We start from the raw sequence: 15,343 nt of genomic DNA on the forward strand, positions 1-15,343 counted from the left end.
CCGCGCCAGCGGACAGCCGATCAGCTGGCGCGCAAGACGCGTTTAATGATAAGTGCGACAACAGTTAGCGATACGCTGCGCCAGATCAGTATCCTTGCACTTTTCAGCGATATCACTCAGCGCTACCACCCCAACGAAGTCTTTGTTTTTGTCGTTGTTCAGTACCGCCAGGCGCTGTACACCCTGATCCTGCATATTCTGCAGCACCGAGGTAACTTCATCGTCCTGATAGCAATACAGTACCTTACCGCTCATCACGCTACTGATAGGATCATCAGGCGTTTTGCCCTTGCCGATACCACGCAGGGCAATGTCCCGATCGGTAACCACACCAACGAGCTTCTCGCGCTCGCCAATGGCGGTAAAGCCGCGATTGTGCTCCTGCATACGCATGGCAGCCTCGCGGATAGTCGCGCTAGCTTCGAGGTATTCGGGTTTATCAGTCATCACATCTTTTACTTGCATTGCGGTCTCCTTATGAGAGTCCCTGAAAGATTGAGAAGGGTATTGGAATCTCCTCTACCCATTATTCCCGACAGGAAATCGCCGCAAGAGTTGCTGCTGCTCAACGTTAAGATTACCGAGTCGCAATACGGCAACAGCTTCTAACGTCGAACCGTCCCCTCCATAGGACAGTTACTAGAGTCCACCTCTAACTAGATAGGTATGCTGCAACAAGACAGCCTTCTATTTCCGTGGCGTAAACGATATCGGCACATGGGTAAACCCACGTACATTGGGATTGTGGGTACGCTGCAACCCGGCTTCGTCTATTTCATAGTCGGGTATCAAACGCAATATTTCTTCCATGCAAACCGCCACTTCCAGGCGCGCCAACGAGGCACCCACGCAGGAGTGAATACCCTTACCGAATGCCATATGGTCGCGACTGCCGCGAGTAATGTCGAAGCTGTTCGCATTGTCGAATTTTTCTTCGTCGCGACTAGCTGAAATGATACACAGCCCCACTCGCTCGCCGGCCTTCAACTTGCAACCACGGATTTCAACATCCTTCATCACCTGGCGACCAATCATCTGGGTGGAACCATCAAAGCGCAGGGTTTCCTCCACGGCTTTGCCCATTAACGAGGGATCATTGATCAACAGTTGCCGCTGGTCTTTGTGTTGCCACAGACGGTAGCTCATATTACCGATGAGCTTGGTGGTGGTTTCGTTGCCAGCAATAGCCAGCAGAATGCCAAAGCCGATCACATCTTTGTGCGTCAGCTGACCCTGACGCTCAGCCTGCAGTACAGCACTGAATATGTCGTCTTCGCCTTGTAGCTTTTCCGACATTTCGGTAGCCAACTCGTCGAAATAATTCCCCATGGCGAAATAGGCGTTGATGTTGCGCTCATTCAAACCGAATTGTCCGTCCTCACGATAGATCAGATCATCGGCCCAACCGCGCACCATGTCCTGATCCGGCTCCGGCACATGAATCATGGTGGATATCACATCCATTGGCAGCAGGGCCGCGAAGTCCTGCGTCAGGTCCATATACCCATTGCCGAGATGCGGCGTTAGCAGGCTCACCGCCTTGTCGCGGATATACTGCTCTAGCACTTTGATCCGCTGGGGCAGCATAAGGGGCTGAATAAGTTTGCGAATACGGGTGTGATCCGGCGGATCCATATTGATGAACATGGGGTAACCGGCGTTGGCATCCTGCTGGGCCTCCAGCGCCGGGCCAGCAATACTGCTGAACGTTGCAACATCGCGAAAGGCGGCATAACAGTCGTCCCATTTGCTCAGCAGCCAATAGCCGTGCTCTTCGTTGTAGTACACTGGCGCGTGCTGCCGCAGACGCGCGTAGTAGGGATAGGGGTCATCGTGAACTGCGTGATCGTAGGGATCAAAATGCACTTGCGTGGTATTTGTGCGAGCTGACGACATAATCAGGCCTCTGTACTTGCTGGGAATCGATACCCTACGCTATCACGTCTGCACCCATTTAGTAAATATATGTATAGCAATTGATAAATAAGTGTTACCTTAAGCGAAAGCCTGACGGAGCTTCCTGTGTCATTGCCAGCTGAGCAATTTGCCCCGGTGTGGGAACAGTATCGCCACAATTTTATGCGCCACCTCACGGCCATTACCCGCCACTCTGAGCGGCGGGCAATGGAGCAGCTGACCAAACGCGGCCACCCCCGACTTGCCATGAGCTTCAGCGCCCCACTATCGCTGCTTGGCAGTCGCCCCCTACGCCTGACCGAGCTGGCCGACGCGCTGGGTATGAGCAAGCAACTTTGCCTGCAGAGTCTGAAGCCGGTGGAGAAAGCAGGCTACATCGAGCGCCGAGACGACCCCAAAGACAAGCGCGCCAAGCTGGTGGCACTCACCACCGACGGCGAGCAATTGATTCAACACGCGCTGGAAGAAATGCAGGCAACGCACAAATATTACGAAACGCTGATAGGCAGCAAAGCGGTCCGAGGGCTCAGCGGCCACCTGCGCGATGCCTCAAAAGCGCTACAGGTTCCCGGCGAAGGCATCAGGGCAGGCAACGGACTGCCAGTCAGCGCCCGCTTAACCCCGCTATCGCGCATCCTGCAGGAACGCCTGATGGCGATTACGGCCAGCCTTGGCCACAACCTGCAGTTTTCCTTTGGACAGGTACTGGGCGCCATTGATCTTGGCGGCACGGCGGTGGCAGAACTGGCCCGGTTAAATGCGGTAACCACCCAAGCCATTTCGCGTATTGCTGGAGAACTTGAAAGCCTTGGCTATATTAGCCGCGCCATGGCCAACAATGATCGACGCTCCCGCCACCTGCGGTTCACCGCCAAAGGGCTCGTGCTGATTCGCGACTCGGTACAAAGCGTGCAGACGCTTGCCGAAGAACTGTCCGCGACCATGGGTGAACAACACTTTGCGGAGCTTGAGCAGCAGCTGCAACAGCTTTACACCGCTCTCGAGCTGGAAACCGGCATGCTCAAGCCCTTTAATACCCAGGTCGCCGCCGAGCTGTTCAGCGACACACCAGCAGAATTTACGCGCGCGACAGATAAAACTGCCGCACTACTTTACCTGGCAAGCCAGATGGGCATGACCCGCACCACCGCCGGCACTGTGGAGTTGCTCACCTCAGCGCCTGCGGTGCGTTCACTGCAACAGCTTCGCGATATAGAAAGCCGATTAGATGATAGGCAAAAGCGTCAACTGCAGACTCTGCTGGCAGCACTCAACGACACTCGGTGATAGACTTGTCGCCACCATAAACGGCGCAGACAACAGCGGCTATCGGAAGCCAGAATGAGTGCAATCAATTGGGCGAACATCGTCTTTGAGCAACAGTGGATGCAGGGCCTTGAAAGGCAGGCCAAGCACCGGTTTATCGAACCGGTAACCGCCGAAGAGGCCAGCACCTTCGTGCTAGAGAAATTGGCTGAAGAAGACTGGGCGCGCTGCAAAACCTATCGCGGCAATGCCAAGCCGACCACCTTTTTATTCAGCCTCAGCGCACGTCTGCTGGAAGAGTTTTCACGTCAGCGCTACGGCCGCGCCCGCCCACCTCAATGGCTGGAACAACAAGGAGAGACCTGGGTTCGGCTGTGGCGAGCCCTCTGCCTAGAGCGTCACACCACAGAAAGCGTAGTTGCACGCCATTCGCAGCATGACCCGGGCGTTATTCGCAACATCATTCGCACCATCAAGGCGCGTCTACCCTGGTGTGGCGCCGTCAATCTACCGGTGCCCGAAGCGTATCTGGGCAACGACGAATCACTGATGCCCGCCACTGCTTTTGACGATTGTCTGGAACAACATTGCCTCGAGGAAAGCCTGGCCACGTTGAGTGCTCTGCTGGGTGACGACGACGCCTTTGTCGACGTACACCATGACGCCATAGAACGCGCTCGCGCAGCCCTGACACTTGATGATGAATCACTCTTGATGCTGAAAATGCATTTTCAGGATGGGCTGAACTTTTCCACCATAGCCCGAGCACTCGGCGTTCCAAATCACCAGCCTGGCCGTCAAATCAAACGCAGCCTGCAACAAATTCACACCGCACTGGCGACCGCCGGACTGCATTTACGCAGCGCGGCCGATATATTGGAGGACACCCGGTGAGTAAGGCCGATCGTCACAGCGAAGCCATTCTCGGCATACAACTCGCCGAGCCTAGGCGAAAAGCCACAGGATCCCCCCCCAGCGACGAGGAACTGGCGCAATTGCGCGAGGGGTCGCTGACCAACGAGCGCCGCGAAGAGGTCCTTTCTCATCTGGCAACGCAGCCCGAGCGCTACCGGCAATGGCTGGATCTAGCGGCAATGGCAGAAACACCCGAGTCGTCGTCCGGTTCGCTACTGACCATACTATCCCGCGGCCTCAACAACTGGCTGATCGACTGGCGTTATGCCGCTGGCGGCCTGGCGAGCATGGCGGCGATTGCCTTGCTATTGGGTCAGCTGCAAACGCCTCCAGGCGATGACAGCGACTATCTCGCAGAATCGACGCTAAGCGATATGGCCGGCGCCGCAGGCGCTCCGGAGCAGGAGATACACACCGCCGCACCGGCTGCCCCCGCCAGCCAGAAGGCCGAACGGGAGCTGGCGTCCCGCATGGCCATGGATCGAACCGAGGAGCTACAGACCGCCGCCAAAATGGCACCACCCACGGAGCTGAGTCGCCGCTGCATCGCCCTGCCCCACCCGATCAGTAAACGCACCGGAACACTGTGCGCGGTAGCACTGAATACGGGCGTTAGCAGCCTGCGCTGGCAGAGCAGCAATACCGCAGACGTGCTTGAGTTGGACGACCTGCATGAGGCTGTGCTGGAGCTGAAGGTCTCCGCAGACCAGCAATGGCTGGCCCTGCAAACCGCACAGGCCGTTCACGTGCAACAATTGAAAAATCTGTTTGGCGACAACACAGAGCGCGCTCAACTGCCGTTCAATGCCGGCACCGCAACTCTGCGCTGGGATGAGAATGTATTAATTGTGTCGGTGCTGCAGGCCCTGGGCGACAGCGACGACGACCAGAAATACCGCTACCTGCCAGAAACAGGCGAGCTTATCAAACCATAGGGAGACAGCGCGAAGCGTCGAAGGGAGGCAGAACCGTAAGAAAACGGCTGGCCTGAATCAGGCCAGCATGGAAGCTTTCAGCTTTTTCATCGCATTCTGCTCAAGCTGGCGAATGCGCTCGGCAGATACCCCGTACTGGGCCGCGAGCTCATGCAGAGTTTGCTTGGCATCTTCATTCAACCAGCGCGCCTGCAAGATAGTGCGGCTGCGCTCGTCCAACTGATCCATAGCCAGAGCCAGTTTCTCGTTGGCCGCGCCTTCCCAGTCGGCAGATTCCAGCAGGGTCGCCGGATTGCTGGAATGATCTTCCAGATACTGCACAGGCGCTGGCGCGGGCGAATCGTCATCCACATCCATATCGAAACCGACATCCACAGCCGCCAGACGGCTTTCCATCTGCCGCACGTCTTTCACTTCAACGCCGAGATCCTGCGCTACCGCTTGGGCTTCTTCATTGTTAAGCCAGGCCAGCTTTTTCTTGGCACCGCGCAGATTGAAGAACAGTTTGCGCTGAGCCTTGGTGGTGGCCACTTTGACAATACGCCAGTTGCGCAGAATGAATTCGTGGATTTCAGCCTTGATCCAATGTACTGCAAAGGACACAAGCCGCACGCCCTTACTGGGGTCGAAGCGCTTGACCGCCTTCATCAGACCAACATTACCTTCCTGCACCAGATCAGACTGAGACAGGCCATAGCCGCTGTAGCTGCGGGCAATATGAACCACAAAGCGCAGGTGAGACATAACCAACTCACGGGCGGCTTCGAGGTTCTGATTGTAAAACAGGTCTTCCGCCAGCTCGCGCTCGCGCTCGGCGCTCAGCACCGGAATACTGCTTACGGTCTGAATATACGCAGAGAGATCGCTACCCGGCACCAATTGATGAATTGGCTGCAATTGGGTTCCCATGTGCGCATTCCTCCAAAGAGCTGTTGAACCAAAAACGGACACTGAGTTTAGCACTCGGGAGCTTAGAGTGCCAACCCCTCGGAAAGTTCAACCTCCCCCTGTGGATAACACATTTTAATCCTTATATTTCAATACGTTAATATTATCAATTTGGCCTTCTGCGAAAGCCCATCTTGAGCCCAAAAATCGCACTGCATAACAGGCTTGCCAAAACCAGCACCATCAGCGCGTCACGCCCCTCCCGCCCGGCCAGACCGGTGAGAAAATTCCACTTGTGCAGCAAGGAAAACGACCAGCGCTCAGCGCGATCAAGGCGGCGACTCTGATCGACCAGCACCCCAGTTGCCGGGTCAACAAATACCCGCGTCGCGGCGCGGTCAGCAAGCTCAAATTGCCAGACCGGCAAGCGCTTGTTGCGAAAATCGTAATCCGGACCAAAACGCGTGACCTTTGAAGGCTCCCCGGCCGGGCGATCGTCGAAGAAGCCCGCCAGCAAGTTTGCCGCCTGCCTCGCATCGCTGTGCGCCACCGGGTTACCCGTGGCATCCAGATACACCGCACCGGCCGACGCGGCTCGACCATTGAAGCGGGCCTGCCGACTCACTGATTCATCCTCAGGCGCCAGCGCAAGCCGGTACAGCAGGTTACCCGCGCCGTCACTCACCAGCGAAACGGCCGTCAACTGCTGCTGCGGCAGAGCGGCGGTCGGCGCCGGCAAGTCAACAAGATCAAGCGCTGTGCCCAAGCGGACACCACTGACCGGCTCCACATACTGCGCCTGAATCAGGTGGTAAAATCCGCTGGCCGACCACGCCAGCAGCGGCAACCAGAGCACATACCCCAGCCGGCGGTGCCAGCGGCGGTGCTTGTCACCGATGCTGCGCGCCGGCAAGAGCCCCAGCAGAATAAGGCCGCCACTGGCCATCAACAGCAGCGTAACCATAAACAGCGCGATCAACAGCACCCGCCCGAACCCCAGACCGTCCAGCCAGGCCCAGGTGTGAAGCTGCTGAAATACCTGTTGCAGTCGAGCTTTGGAGGTATTGTTAAGAGAGGCCAATGCACCAGTTTCGGTATAGATAAATGCGGTGAGCTGATCATCACCGGCAAACTGCACCCGGTAAACCGGCAGCAAGCGGTTAACCTCGGGGTACTCTTCGCTAAAGGCTGAAACAAACCTGACGCTCTCGATATCGCTCACCGGCCGGCCACTATAGTGGCCGGCCAACCATCGCGCTTGTTGCTCATCCTGCCCGGGCAGTGCCGCGGCATCGATCAGAGAGAAATACTGTCGAGGCGCGGCGTCGCTCTTGGTTACCTGCAGCAGCGCTCCAGCGTCGCTCGGTACCAGTTTGACCACTCGAGCACTGTCGACCCCACTGCCGCGCACCGCAGTCGCCATATCGGTCAGCGTATTCGGTGCCAGTGTCATCGACGGGGGGAACATGGCCACCGGCTGGGGGCCGAACCAGCTCATCACTGGGTGCAGAATTCCCGACACAGACCAGCAGATCAGGGCAAAGCCCGCGACCCAAGCGAGCTGGCGATGCAATAGGATAAATAGGCGCTTACTCACCTTAGAAACTCCAGTTAACGCCAACAAAGGCTGTGCGCGGTCGCCCCGGCGTGTAGCGGGGGCCCCACTTGCTGGTGGTTTCGGCATAGTGGCGATCGGTCAGGTTCAGCACCCGGGTGTAAAGGCTGATTGCATCGGTAAGCGGGTAATCCGCGCGCAGGTTGATCAGAGTGTGTCCCTTATAGCGATCGCGGTCCGTGGCGACGCCATCGCTGTCGTTATTTTCGTCGAGCCAGTGCTCACCCTGATACCAGCCTTCGAGCTCTACTCGACCGCCGCCCAGCACCGGCGGATGCCAGCTCAGCCGCAGGTTCGCAAAATCTTCCGGCGCATCCGGCATGTCGTTACCCGAGTAATCGTTGCGGCCGTCTTGCCAGTCGGCAAAACGGTGCTTTGCGCGGCTGTAGGCCAGGCCGAGATCCAGGCTGCCGGTCAACCGTATATCCAGGTTCAGCTCGAGCCCATAGTGACCGGTCTGGCCGGCATTCACATTGCGCCGGGCGCCGCTGGCCTCGGTGACGCTGAGAATGTCATCGCGCTTTTCCATACGATACAGCGCCGCATCAAATGCCAGCCGTGCACCCACGTTACCGCGCAGCCCCAGCTCCAGGCTGTTGGCCTTGACCGGCTCCAGCGAGGTGGCATCCACAGTGGCACCGGCGCGGAACATCTGCCCGGCATCGGGAATTCGGAAGGCATGGCGATAGGCTGTGTAGGCGTTGAGCGAATCGGAAATATCAAAGATCAGCCCCAGCTTCGGGCTGAAGTGTTCCATTTCCACTATCTGATCCGGTTCGCGGTAGTGGGAGTCTTCGTAGATTGCCGTGGCTGGATCATCGGGACTGCCAGCTGCGATGTCTGCCAGGCGATTGTCGTAGTCATAGCGGAAACTGTCGTAGCGCACACCCGCAGTCAACCGCCAGCGTGGCGACAGTTGCTGCTCTAGGTGGACATATGGCGAAGCCGCGAAAAAATCCACCGTATAATCGTACAGCTCACCCGCCTCTCGATAGCTCAGCCAGTAGGGACCTGCGTCACTGTCGGTGCGCTCAATATAGGTTTGCTGCTGATAGCCACGGGTCGCATCAAGGTCCACACCGACGATAATGAAACTGTCTTCACTCAGATCGTGCCGGTATTTCACCAGCACCCCGGCGGAATCGTGGCCGCTGTCGTTGATATGCGCATCCTGGGAATCCAGTTGTGCCAGGCAGGTGGAACACCAGGGTGGTGGTGGCTGCACACGACCGCTGTTCAAGGTCCAGGTGGCCACGTATTGCAGCTCATTGCTGCGCAGATAGGGGGTTACCGTGAGAACGCCGCTGTCGAGGCGTTTTTCAATGGCGCTTGAGAGTCGCAGCGCACTGACATCGCGAAAACCGATCCGGTTGCCCGCCTGCTCAGGGTCTTGCCGATAGTCGTTGTAGCGCAAGCCAGAGCCACCGGTTTCCATGTCGAGAGTACTGGCGGTAAGCACCGTATTGAGGCTCAGGCTGTCACTGGCATCCCATGCCCAGGATAGGGTAGCGTCGCGTCGCTGAGCTGCCGTCTGGTCGCGCCAGCCATCGCTGTTGCTGACATTAATGCGGGCGGTAAATCCGTAGTTGCGCTGCAGCTGAGCCGCGTTGAGCTGAGCCCGGCGCCAGCCGTCGGCACCGGCTTCAAGGATCATGCTGCGCGCATTTTCACGCGGTGGTTGGCCGCTGAGAATATTGATGACAGCGCCTATAGCGTCACTGCCGTAAAGGGCCGAACCCGGACCCTTGATAATTTCCACACCGTTGGCCACCGAGGTGTTCACCTCGTACAGCGCGTTGTGATTGAAAAACCCGGCAGATCGCGTAGGCACTCCATTTTCCAGATAGAGGTACACCGGCGAATAGGAAACCGGCTGGCGAATGGCGGCGGCCACACCCTCTCCGGACGAGCCAAGCTGCACAATATTCACGCCGCTGATGCGGTTCAGTAGCTCACTAGAATGGCTGGATTTGAGGGCGCGTACCGTGTCTTCGTCGAGCACACCGACACTGGCGGCAGTATCAGACAGGCTGCTGTGGTCTCGGGTGGCAGTAACCACGACAGTTTCAAGGTATTCACCGTGCTCCGCCCACACCGGCGCAGCAAACGCCAGCGCGAGCGCGAGGCTTCCAACAGATTTTTTCATTGCGCTGCCCTCCCGAGACTCTGGGCGCGCATTGTATAGGGCGGAGGAGATTTCGGAATGCGACACAGCGTCGCACTCGTGGGAGTCAACAGGGCTGTGTTGGCCCTGATCGCGCTAGCTGAGCACCAGGTTATCCCGGTGGATCAGCTCTTCGTCGCCGTGGTAGCCGAGCAGGGTGGTAATCTCCGAGCTGGGTTGGCCCGCCAGACGGCGTGCCTCGTCGGCATTGTAGTTCACCAAGCCGCGTGCAATTTCGCGCCCGCTCAGATCAACACAGCTCACTAGGTCACCGCGGTGAAAGCTGCCACTGACATGTTTCACACCGACCGGCAACAAACTGGAGCCGCGTCCGGTCAGCACCTTTACCGCACCATCGTCGAGTTGCAATTGCCCTTTGAGTTGCAGCTGTCCCGCCAGCCATTGCTTGCGGGCCGCCAGCTTCTGCTGTTTGGCGCGCAGGCGCGTACCCACAGAATCGCCCGCCAGCAGGCGCGGCAACACATTTTCTTCAACGCCGCTGGCAATCACCGTATCGGCGCCCGCGCGGGCTGCAAGGCGAGCCGCGCGCAGCTTGGTGATCATGCCACCACGGCCCAGCACACCCGCACCAGAGACCATACTGTCGAGCGTAGTATCACTGGCATCGGCTTCGGCAATCAGTTCGGCATCGGGGTTGTTGCGCGGATCTTTGGTAAACAGGCCTTTCTGGTCCGTAAGAATCACCAGCACGTCGGCGTCCACCAGGTTGGCTACCAAGGCCGCGAGTGTATCGTTGTCGCCAAAGCGAATTTCGTCCGTCACCACGGTGTCATTTTCATTGACCACCGGTATGACACCCAACTCCAGCAGGGTCTGCAGGGCGCCACGTGCATTGAGGTAGCGATCCCGCGCGGAAATATCATCGTGCCCCAACAAAATCTGGGCGGTGTGCAAGCCATGCAGAGAAAAACGCGACTCATAGGCCTGCACCAAACCCATCTGCCCCACCGCCGCTGCGGCTTGTAGTCGGTGAATTTCCTCCGGTCGACGCGACCAGCCAAGCCGGGTCATGCCCTCAGCCACTGCACCAGACGATACTAGCAGCACCTCATGTCCTGCGCGGCGAAGCTCGACCATCTGGCGCACCCAGTTGTCGAGTCCGTCCGACCATAGCCCGCGACCATTGGCGGTGAGCAGGGCGCTGCCTATCTTGATTACCCAACGCTGGGTGTCGGCCAGTTCAGTCATGGTGCCTTCTTATTCAGGGCTGGTAGACAACTTCTACGTCGCCGTCATCATCGTCATCATCGTCGTCTTCGTCGGAGCTTTGGGCTGCCTTGCGGGCAGCGCGGCGAGAGTCCGCGAGCGACTGGATACGATCCCGAGCCTCAGCCTGCATGGCCTTCTGGGTCTCGATCTCCTGCTGGCGAAGCTCTTCGTTCTCAGCCTCCGCAGCGCGACATTGCTCAATATATTCCAGTATCGCCCAGCACAGGGCGTCGGTGTTGTCCTTGGTCAGCGCTGAAAGCTTGAACACCGGGCCATCCCAGCCCAAGCGATCAATAATGTCCTGGCAGTGAGCCTCGCGCTCTTCCTCCGGAATGAGATCGGTCTTGTTGAGCACCAGCCAACGGGGACGCTGAAACAGGGTCTCACTGAATTCTACCAGCTCGTTGATAATCACTCGCGCCGCGTCCACCGGGTCTGAGCCGTCCAGCGGTGCCACATCGACCAAATGCAGCAGCAGACGGTTGCGAGTCAGGTGTTTGAGGAAGCGGATACCAAGGCCTGCACCCTCGGCAGCACCTTCCACCAAGCCAGGAATGTCGGCAATTACAAAGCTGCGGTGCTTTTGCATCGACACCACGCCAAGATTGGGCACCAGCGTAGTAAAGGGATAATCCGCCACCTTGGGCTTGGCGGCAGACACCGCTCGGATCAGGGTCGACTTACCCGCGTTGGGCAGGCCCAGCAGCCCCACATCTGCCAGCACTTTAAGCTCCAGTCGGATCTGTCGGGATTCGCCTTCGGAGCCGGGCGTAGTCTGGCGTGGCGCGCGGTTGGTACTGGACTTGAAGCGGGTATTCCCCAGTCCGTGGAAGCCACCTTGGGCAACCTTGAGCAGCTCACCGTGACTGGAAAGATCGCCCAGCACCTCGCCGGTTTCCTCGTCCAGCACCGTGGTGCCTACCGGCACCACCAGGTACAGATCGTCAGCGCTTTTACCGCGGCAGTTGCCGCCGCGCCCGGGCTCGCCATTATCCGCCCGGTAGTTGCGCACATAGCGAAAATCCACCAACGTATTTACGGACTGATCGGCCTTCAGGAATACACTGCCGCCATCCCCGCCGTCGCCGCCGTCAGGGCCACCCTTGGGAATGTACTTTTCGCGCCGAAAGCTCAGGCAGCCACTGCCACCGTTTCCGGCCGCGACCTTGATGACTGCTTCGTCGACAAATTTCATAGTTCCTACCCGGCGCAAGCGCCTTTAGCCTTTACGTGCGTGAAATTCTTTAGCAGATACAAAAAAGCCCCGTCAACCTGACGGGGCTTTTTCTGGAGCTCGCTCGCGTATCAGGCCGCTTCGATGCTAACAAACTTGCGCTTTTGCGGGCCTTTAACGGAAAACTTCACAACACCGTCTGCTTTGGCGAACAGGGTGTGGTCTTTACCGACACCTACGTTCTCGCCGGCATGGAACCGGGTGCCACGCTGACGAACAATGATGCTGCCCGCCGGTACGGTTTGGCCGCCGAAACGCTTAACGCCAAGGCGTTTACTTTCCGAATCGCGACCGTTACGGGTACTACCACCAGCTTTCTTGTGAGCCATGACTTAATCTCCTTTCTACTCGTACTGACGGCTTAGCCGCTGATACCAGTGATTTTTACTTCGGTGTACCACTGACGGTGACCGGCCTGTTTCATTGAGTGCTTGCGACGACGGAACTTCACGATTTTAACTTTATCGCGACGACCGTGGGCAACCACCTCAGCAGTGACCTTGGCGCCGGCAACCAGCGGGGTGCCTACTTTGGCAGCGCCGCCATCATTAACCAGCAGAACCTTGTCGAACTCCAAGGTTTCGCCAGTGGCAACTTCCAGTTTTTCCAGCTTGAGGGTTTCGCCCTCGACAACACGGTGCTGCTTGCCACCGCTTTCAATCACTGCGTACATAATCTCTCTCCAAAAGGCCTGCTTGCGGGTTAATGGTAAGGGTCGACATCCTGTCGAAGGCAAGTCCAGGCAACCTCCTCTGACGCACTGTCAGGGCGGTTTTGCTACAGGGCCGCGAATTCTACGCAATCGCGCAGCAAATCTCAAGCACTGCGGGCGCTTTGGCACACAGGGTCCAGATACGTCGCCCCAGCCTTGACACCCCCGCCTGCCGCACCTAGCATTCCCGCGGCAAAGTCAGGTGAACAACTACTCATGCAGCAAATCCGGGCGGTCGTCGCCAGCGAATTCGACGCGGTCAACGACCTGATCATAGAGCAGCTCCACTCCGACGTCGGGCTGGTGGAAAACATCGGCCATTATATCGTGGACGCTGGTGGCAAACGCCTGCGCCCAATGCTGGCACTGTTAAGCGCTGGCGCCTGCGGCAACATTAGCGACAAGCATATTCAGCTGGCAGCCGTTATCGAGTTTATTCACACTGCCACCCTGCTGCACGACGATGTAGTGGATGTTTCCACCCTGCGCCGGGGGCGGCCCACCGCCAATGAGAAGTGGGGCTCCGCACCCAGTGTACTGGTCGGTGATTTTCTCTATTCCCGGGCTTTTCAGATCCTGGTCAGCATCGGCAATCTCAATTTGATGGGGCTGCTCTCAGACGCCACTAACACCATCGCCGAAGGCGAGGTACTGCAGCTAGTGCGCGCCGGCGATGCCAGCGCAAACCGGGAACAGTATTTTACGGTGATTCAAAACAAAACCGCCGTGCTGTTTGCGGCCGCCTGCTGCGGCGCGGCCATGCTGAGCGAGCGCGCCGACTATGCAGATGCTCTCTACGATTACGGTTTGAATCTTGGTATGGCCTTCCAGCTGATCGATGACGTACTGGACTACGAAGGCGACCCGGAATCCACTGGCAAGAACATCGGCGACGACCTTAACGAGGGCAAAGTCACCCTACCGTTGATCTACGCCATGGAACAGGCGAGCCCAGCCGAGGCGGATCTGATCAGACACGCCATCACTGAAAAATCGATGGCCAATCTGACCGATGTGGTGCGGATTGTTCGCGACACGGGCGCGCTGGATTACACCCGGCAGGTTGCGCGTGAGTACTCAGGTGATGCACTGACCGCACTGGTACCCCTGCGCGCCAGCTCACACCACCAGGCTCTGCTGGATCTATGCAAGCTGGCATTGTCGCGCCAGCAGTAAGCCGCCTTTCCCTTCTCTCACCGCAGCATCGGGCGAACGCGCAGGTTCGCCCTGCCCAACCAAGTCAGCCAGCCGCCTTTTTCATAAATGCCAGCAGCTCATCGGTTTTTGCGCGCATCAAGGTTTCATCAGCTCGAGATTCCACATTGAGCCGCACCACAGGCTCGGTGTTAGACATACGCAGATTGAAGCGCCAATCAGCGTAGGAAACACTCAGCCCATCCACATGCTCAACGCTGTCAGCACCACCGGCATACTCAGCCTCGACCGCCGCGATTACGGCTTTGGGATCCGCAATCGTGCTGTTGATTTCACCGCTGCAGGGAAACTTCGCCATGCGCTCATCGACCAATTGAGACAGCGTTTTTCCGCGACGCGACATCAACTGGGCCACCAACAGCCAGGGAATCATGCCGCTATCGCAATAGGCAAAATCGCGGAAATAGTGATGGGCGCTCATCTCGCCACCGTAGATCGCATTCTCACTGCGCATGATTTCCTTAATAAAGGCATGCCCAGTCTTGCTTTGCACTGCAACTGAATCGTTAGATTCCGCAAGCTCACGGGTATTCCAGATCAAACGCGGGTCGTGAACAACCTTTTCACCCGGGTGATCGAGCAGGAAGCTTTCCGCCAGCAGACCAACCACATAGTAGCCTTCGATAAACCGGCCGTTTTCGTCGAAGAAGAAACAGCGATCAAAGTCACCGTCCCAGGCAATACCCATATCGGCTTTTTCAGCCAACACAGCATCGATTGTGGGCTGGCGGTTTTCCTCCAGCAGCGGGTTGGGCACCCCATTGGGGAAGTGGCCATTGGCTTCGTGGTGCACTTTGAAAAAACTGAAGGGCAGGCGTGATTCGATTGCATCGATTACCGCACCAGCGCCACCATTGCCCGCGTTAGTGACGATCTTCAGCGGCTTGAGCTCGTTGACATCGACATAGCTCAACAGGTGCTGGATATAGGCCGACTGGGACTCATAGGGCTTAAGCTCACCGCGTTTAGCCACTTCGTCAAACTCACCATTTTCCGCGCAGGCCTGAATATCAAAAAGGCCGGAATCGCCACTAATGGGTTTGGACGACTCACGCACAAACTTCATGCCATTGTAGTCTTTGGGGTTGTGGCTGGCCGTTACCGCAATACCACCGCCGAAATTTCCGTGGCTGGTCGCGAAGTATATCTCTTCTGTCCCGCACTGCCCGATATCAAAAACATCGACGCCGCCGTCCATCAGGCCATTGGCCAGAGCCATTTTCATGGCCTCACTGCTAAGCCGAATATCATG

The 15,343-nt window shown here is 57.7% G+C and carries 14 protein-coding genes; 4 read left to right on the forward strand and 10 right to left on the reverse strand.

The features are described 5' to 3' along the window. Positions 1-42: 42 nt before the first annotated feature. Both AC222A_RS11580 and AC222A_RS11585 read right to left on the reverse strand, forming a co-directional pair. Positions 43-465, reverse strand: a complete 423-nt coding sequence (locus AC222A_RS11580) for a CBS domain-containing protein (protein WP_372750193.1) — start codon at positions 463-465, stop codon at positions 43-45. A 222-nt stretch (positions 466-687) separates the two neighbouring features. After that, complete coding sequence (locus AC222A_RS11585) at positions 688-1,896, reverse strand: cytochrome P450 (RefSeq protein WP_372759030.1); 1,209 nt, start codon at positions 1,894-1,896, stop codon at positions 688-690. Positions 1,897-2,022: 126 nt separating this feature from the next. Between AC222A_RS11585 and AC222A_RS11590 the strand changes: the two genes are divergently transcribed. Genes AC222A_RS11590 through AC222A_RS11600 form a run of 3 tightly spaced genes read left to right on the forward strand, consistent with a single transcriptional unit; the run spans position 2,023 to position 5,033 of the window. Beyond that, positions 2,023-3,204 (forward strand): MarR family transcriptional regulator, encoded by a 1,182-nt coding sequence (locus AC222A_RS11590; RefSeq protein WP_372759031.1) that lies wholly within the window; start codon positions 2,023-2,025, stop codon positions 3,202-3,204. Between the two features lie 54 nt (positions 3,205-3,258). Continuing rightward, complete coding sequence (locus AC222A_RS11595) at positions 3,259-4,077, forward strand: hypothetical protein (RefSeq protein WP_372759032.1); 819 nt, start codon at positions 3,259-3,261, stop codon at positions 4,075-4,077. Further along, the gene (locus tag AC222A_RS11600) at positions 4,074-5,033 is read left to right on the forward strand and encodes a hypothetical protein (protein WP_486775018.1); all 960 of its coding nucleotides are present in this window, start codon (positions 4,074-4,076) and stop codon (positions 5,031-5,033) included. The genes AC222A_RS11595 and AC222A_RS11600 overlap by 4 nt, the downstream gene beginning before the upstream one ends. A 57-nt stretch (positions 5,034-5,090) precedes the next feature. Here AC222A_RS11600 and rpoH read toward each other — a convergent pair whose 3' ends face one another. From rpoH to rplU, 7 genes are all read right to left on the reverse strand, one after another. After that, complete coding sequence (gene rpoH / locus AC222A_RS11605; RefSeq protein ID WP_372750351.1) at positions 5,091-5,942, reverse strand: RNA polymerase sigma factor RpoH; 852 nt, start codon at positions 5,940-5,942, stop codon at positions 5,091-5,093. A 145-nt stretch (positions 5,943-6,087) separates the two neighbouring features. Further along, entirely contained in the window at positions 6,088-7,518 is a 1,431-nt protein-coding gene (locus AC222A_RS11610; RefSeq protein WP_372764223.1) for a PepSY domain-containing protein, read from the reverse strand. A 1-nt stretch (position 7,519) separates the two neighbouring features. Beyond that, entirely contained in the window at positions 7,520-9,682 is a 2,163-nt protein-coding gene (locus AC222A_RS11615; protein WP_486775019.1) for a TonB-dependent receptor, read from the reverse strand. A gap of 114 nt (positions 9,683-9,796) precedes the next feature. Beyond that, positions 9,797-10,909, reverse strand: a complete 1,113-nt coding sequence (gene proB, locus AC222A_RS11620) for a glutamate 5-kinase (RefSeq protein ID WP_372750011.1) — start codon at positions 10,907-10,909, stop codon at positions 9,797-9,799. Positions 10,910-10,922: 13 nt separating this feature from the next. Beyond that, positions 10,923-12,125 (reverse strand): Obg family GTPase CgtA, encoded by a 1,203-nt coding sequence (cgtA, locus tag AC222A_RS11625; protein WP_372758764.1) that lies wholly within the window; start codon positions 12,123-12,125, stop codon positions 10,923-10,925. 110 nt (positions 12,126-12,235) lie between these two features. Next, positions 12,236-12,493 carry a 50S ribosomal protein L27 gene (rpmA, locus tag AC222A_RS11630; protein WP_372750385.1) on the reverse strand — a complete coding sequence of 86 codons (258 nt, stop codon included), beginning with the start codon at positions 12,491-12,493 and terminating at the stop codon, positions 12,236-12,238. A gap of 32 nt (positions 12,494-12,525) precedes the next feature. Beyond that, positions 12,526-12,837 (reverse strand): 50S ribosomal protein L21, encoded by a 312-nt coding sequence (gene rplU / locus AC222A_RS11635; RefSeq protein WP_372809972.1) that lies wholly within the window; start codon positions 12,835-12,837, stop codon positions 12,526-12,528. A gap of 255 nt (positions 12,838-13,092) precedes the next feature. Here rplU and AC222A_RS11640 point away from each other — a divergent pair, with 255 nt between their 5' ends. After that, positions 13,093-14,052: a polyprenyl synthetase family protein gene (locus AC222A_RS11640; protein WP_372764054.1), complete on the forward strand. Its 960-nt coding sequence runs from the start codon at positions 13,093-13,095 to the stop codon at positions 14,050-14,052. A gap of 64 nt (positions 14,053-14,116) precedes the next feature. On the opposite strand, the gene AC222A_RS11645 is transcribed toward AC222A_RS11640, so the two are convergent. Continuing rightward, the coding region (locus AC222A_RS11645; protein WP_486775020.1) for a phosphohexomutase domain-containing protein at positions 14,117-15,343 on the reverse strand (1,227 nt) is incomplete at its 5' end.

Source organism: Litorivivens sp., from assembly GCF_057445395.1.

Bases quoted from the DNA above. Each gene is read 5' to 3' on its own strand.
- AC222A_RS11580 (WP_372750193.1), bottom strand. From the start codon at position 465: ATGCAAGTAAAAGATGTGATGACTGATAAACCCGAATACCTCGAAGCT.
- AC222A_RS11585 (WP_372759030.1), bottom strand. From the start codon at position 1,896: ATGTCGTCAGCTCGCACAAATACCACGCAAGTGCATTTTGATCCCTAC.
- AC222A_RS11595 (WP_372759032.1), top strand. From the start codon at position 3,259: ATGAGTGCAATCAATTGGGCGAACATCGTCTTTGAGCAACAGTGGATG.
- rpoH (WP_372750351.1), bottom strand. From the start codon at position 5,942: ATGGGAACCCAATTGCAGCCAATTCATCAATTGGTGCCGGGTAGCGAT.
- AC222A_RS11615 (WP_486775019.1), bottom strand. From the start codon at position 9,682: ATGAAAAAATCTGTTGGAAGCCTCGCGCTCGCGCTGGCGTTTGCTGCG.
- proB (WP_372750011.1), bottom strand. From the start codon at position 10,909: ATGACTGAACTGGCCGACACCCAGCGTTGGGTAATCAAGATAGGCAGC.
- cgtA (WP_372758764.1), bottom strand. From the start codon at position 12,125: ATGAAATTTGTCGACGAAGCAGTCATCAAGGTCGCGGCCGGAAACGGT.
- rpmA (WP_372750385.1), bottom strand. From the start codon at position 12,493: ATGGCTCACAAGAAAGCTGGTGGTAGTACCCGTAACGGTCGCGATTCG.
- rplU (WP_372809972.1), bottom strand. From the start codon at position 12,837: ATGTACGCAGTGATTGAAAGCGGTGGCAAGCAGCACCGTGTTGTCGAG.
- AC222A_RS11640 (WP_372764054.1), top strand. From the start codon at position 13,093: ATGCAGCAAATCCGGGCGGTCGTCGCCAGCGAATTCGACGCGGTCAAC.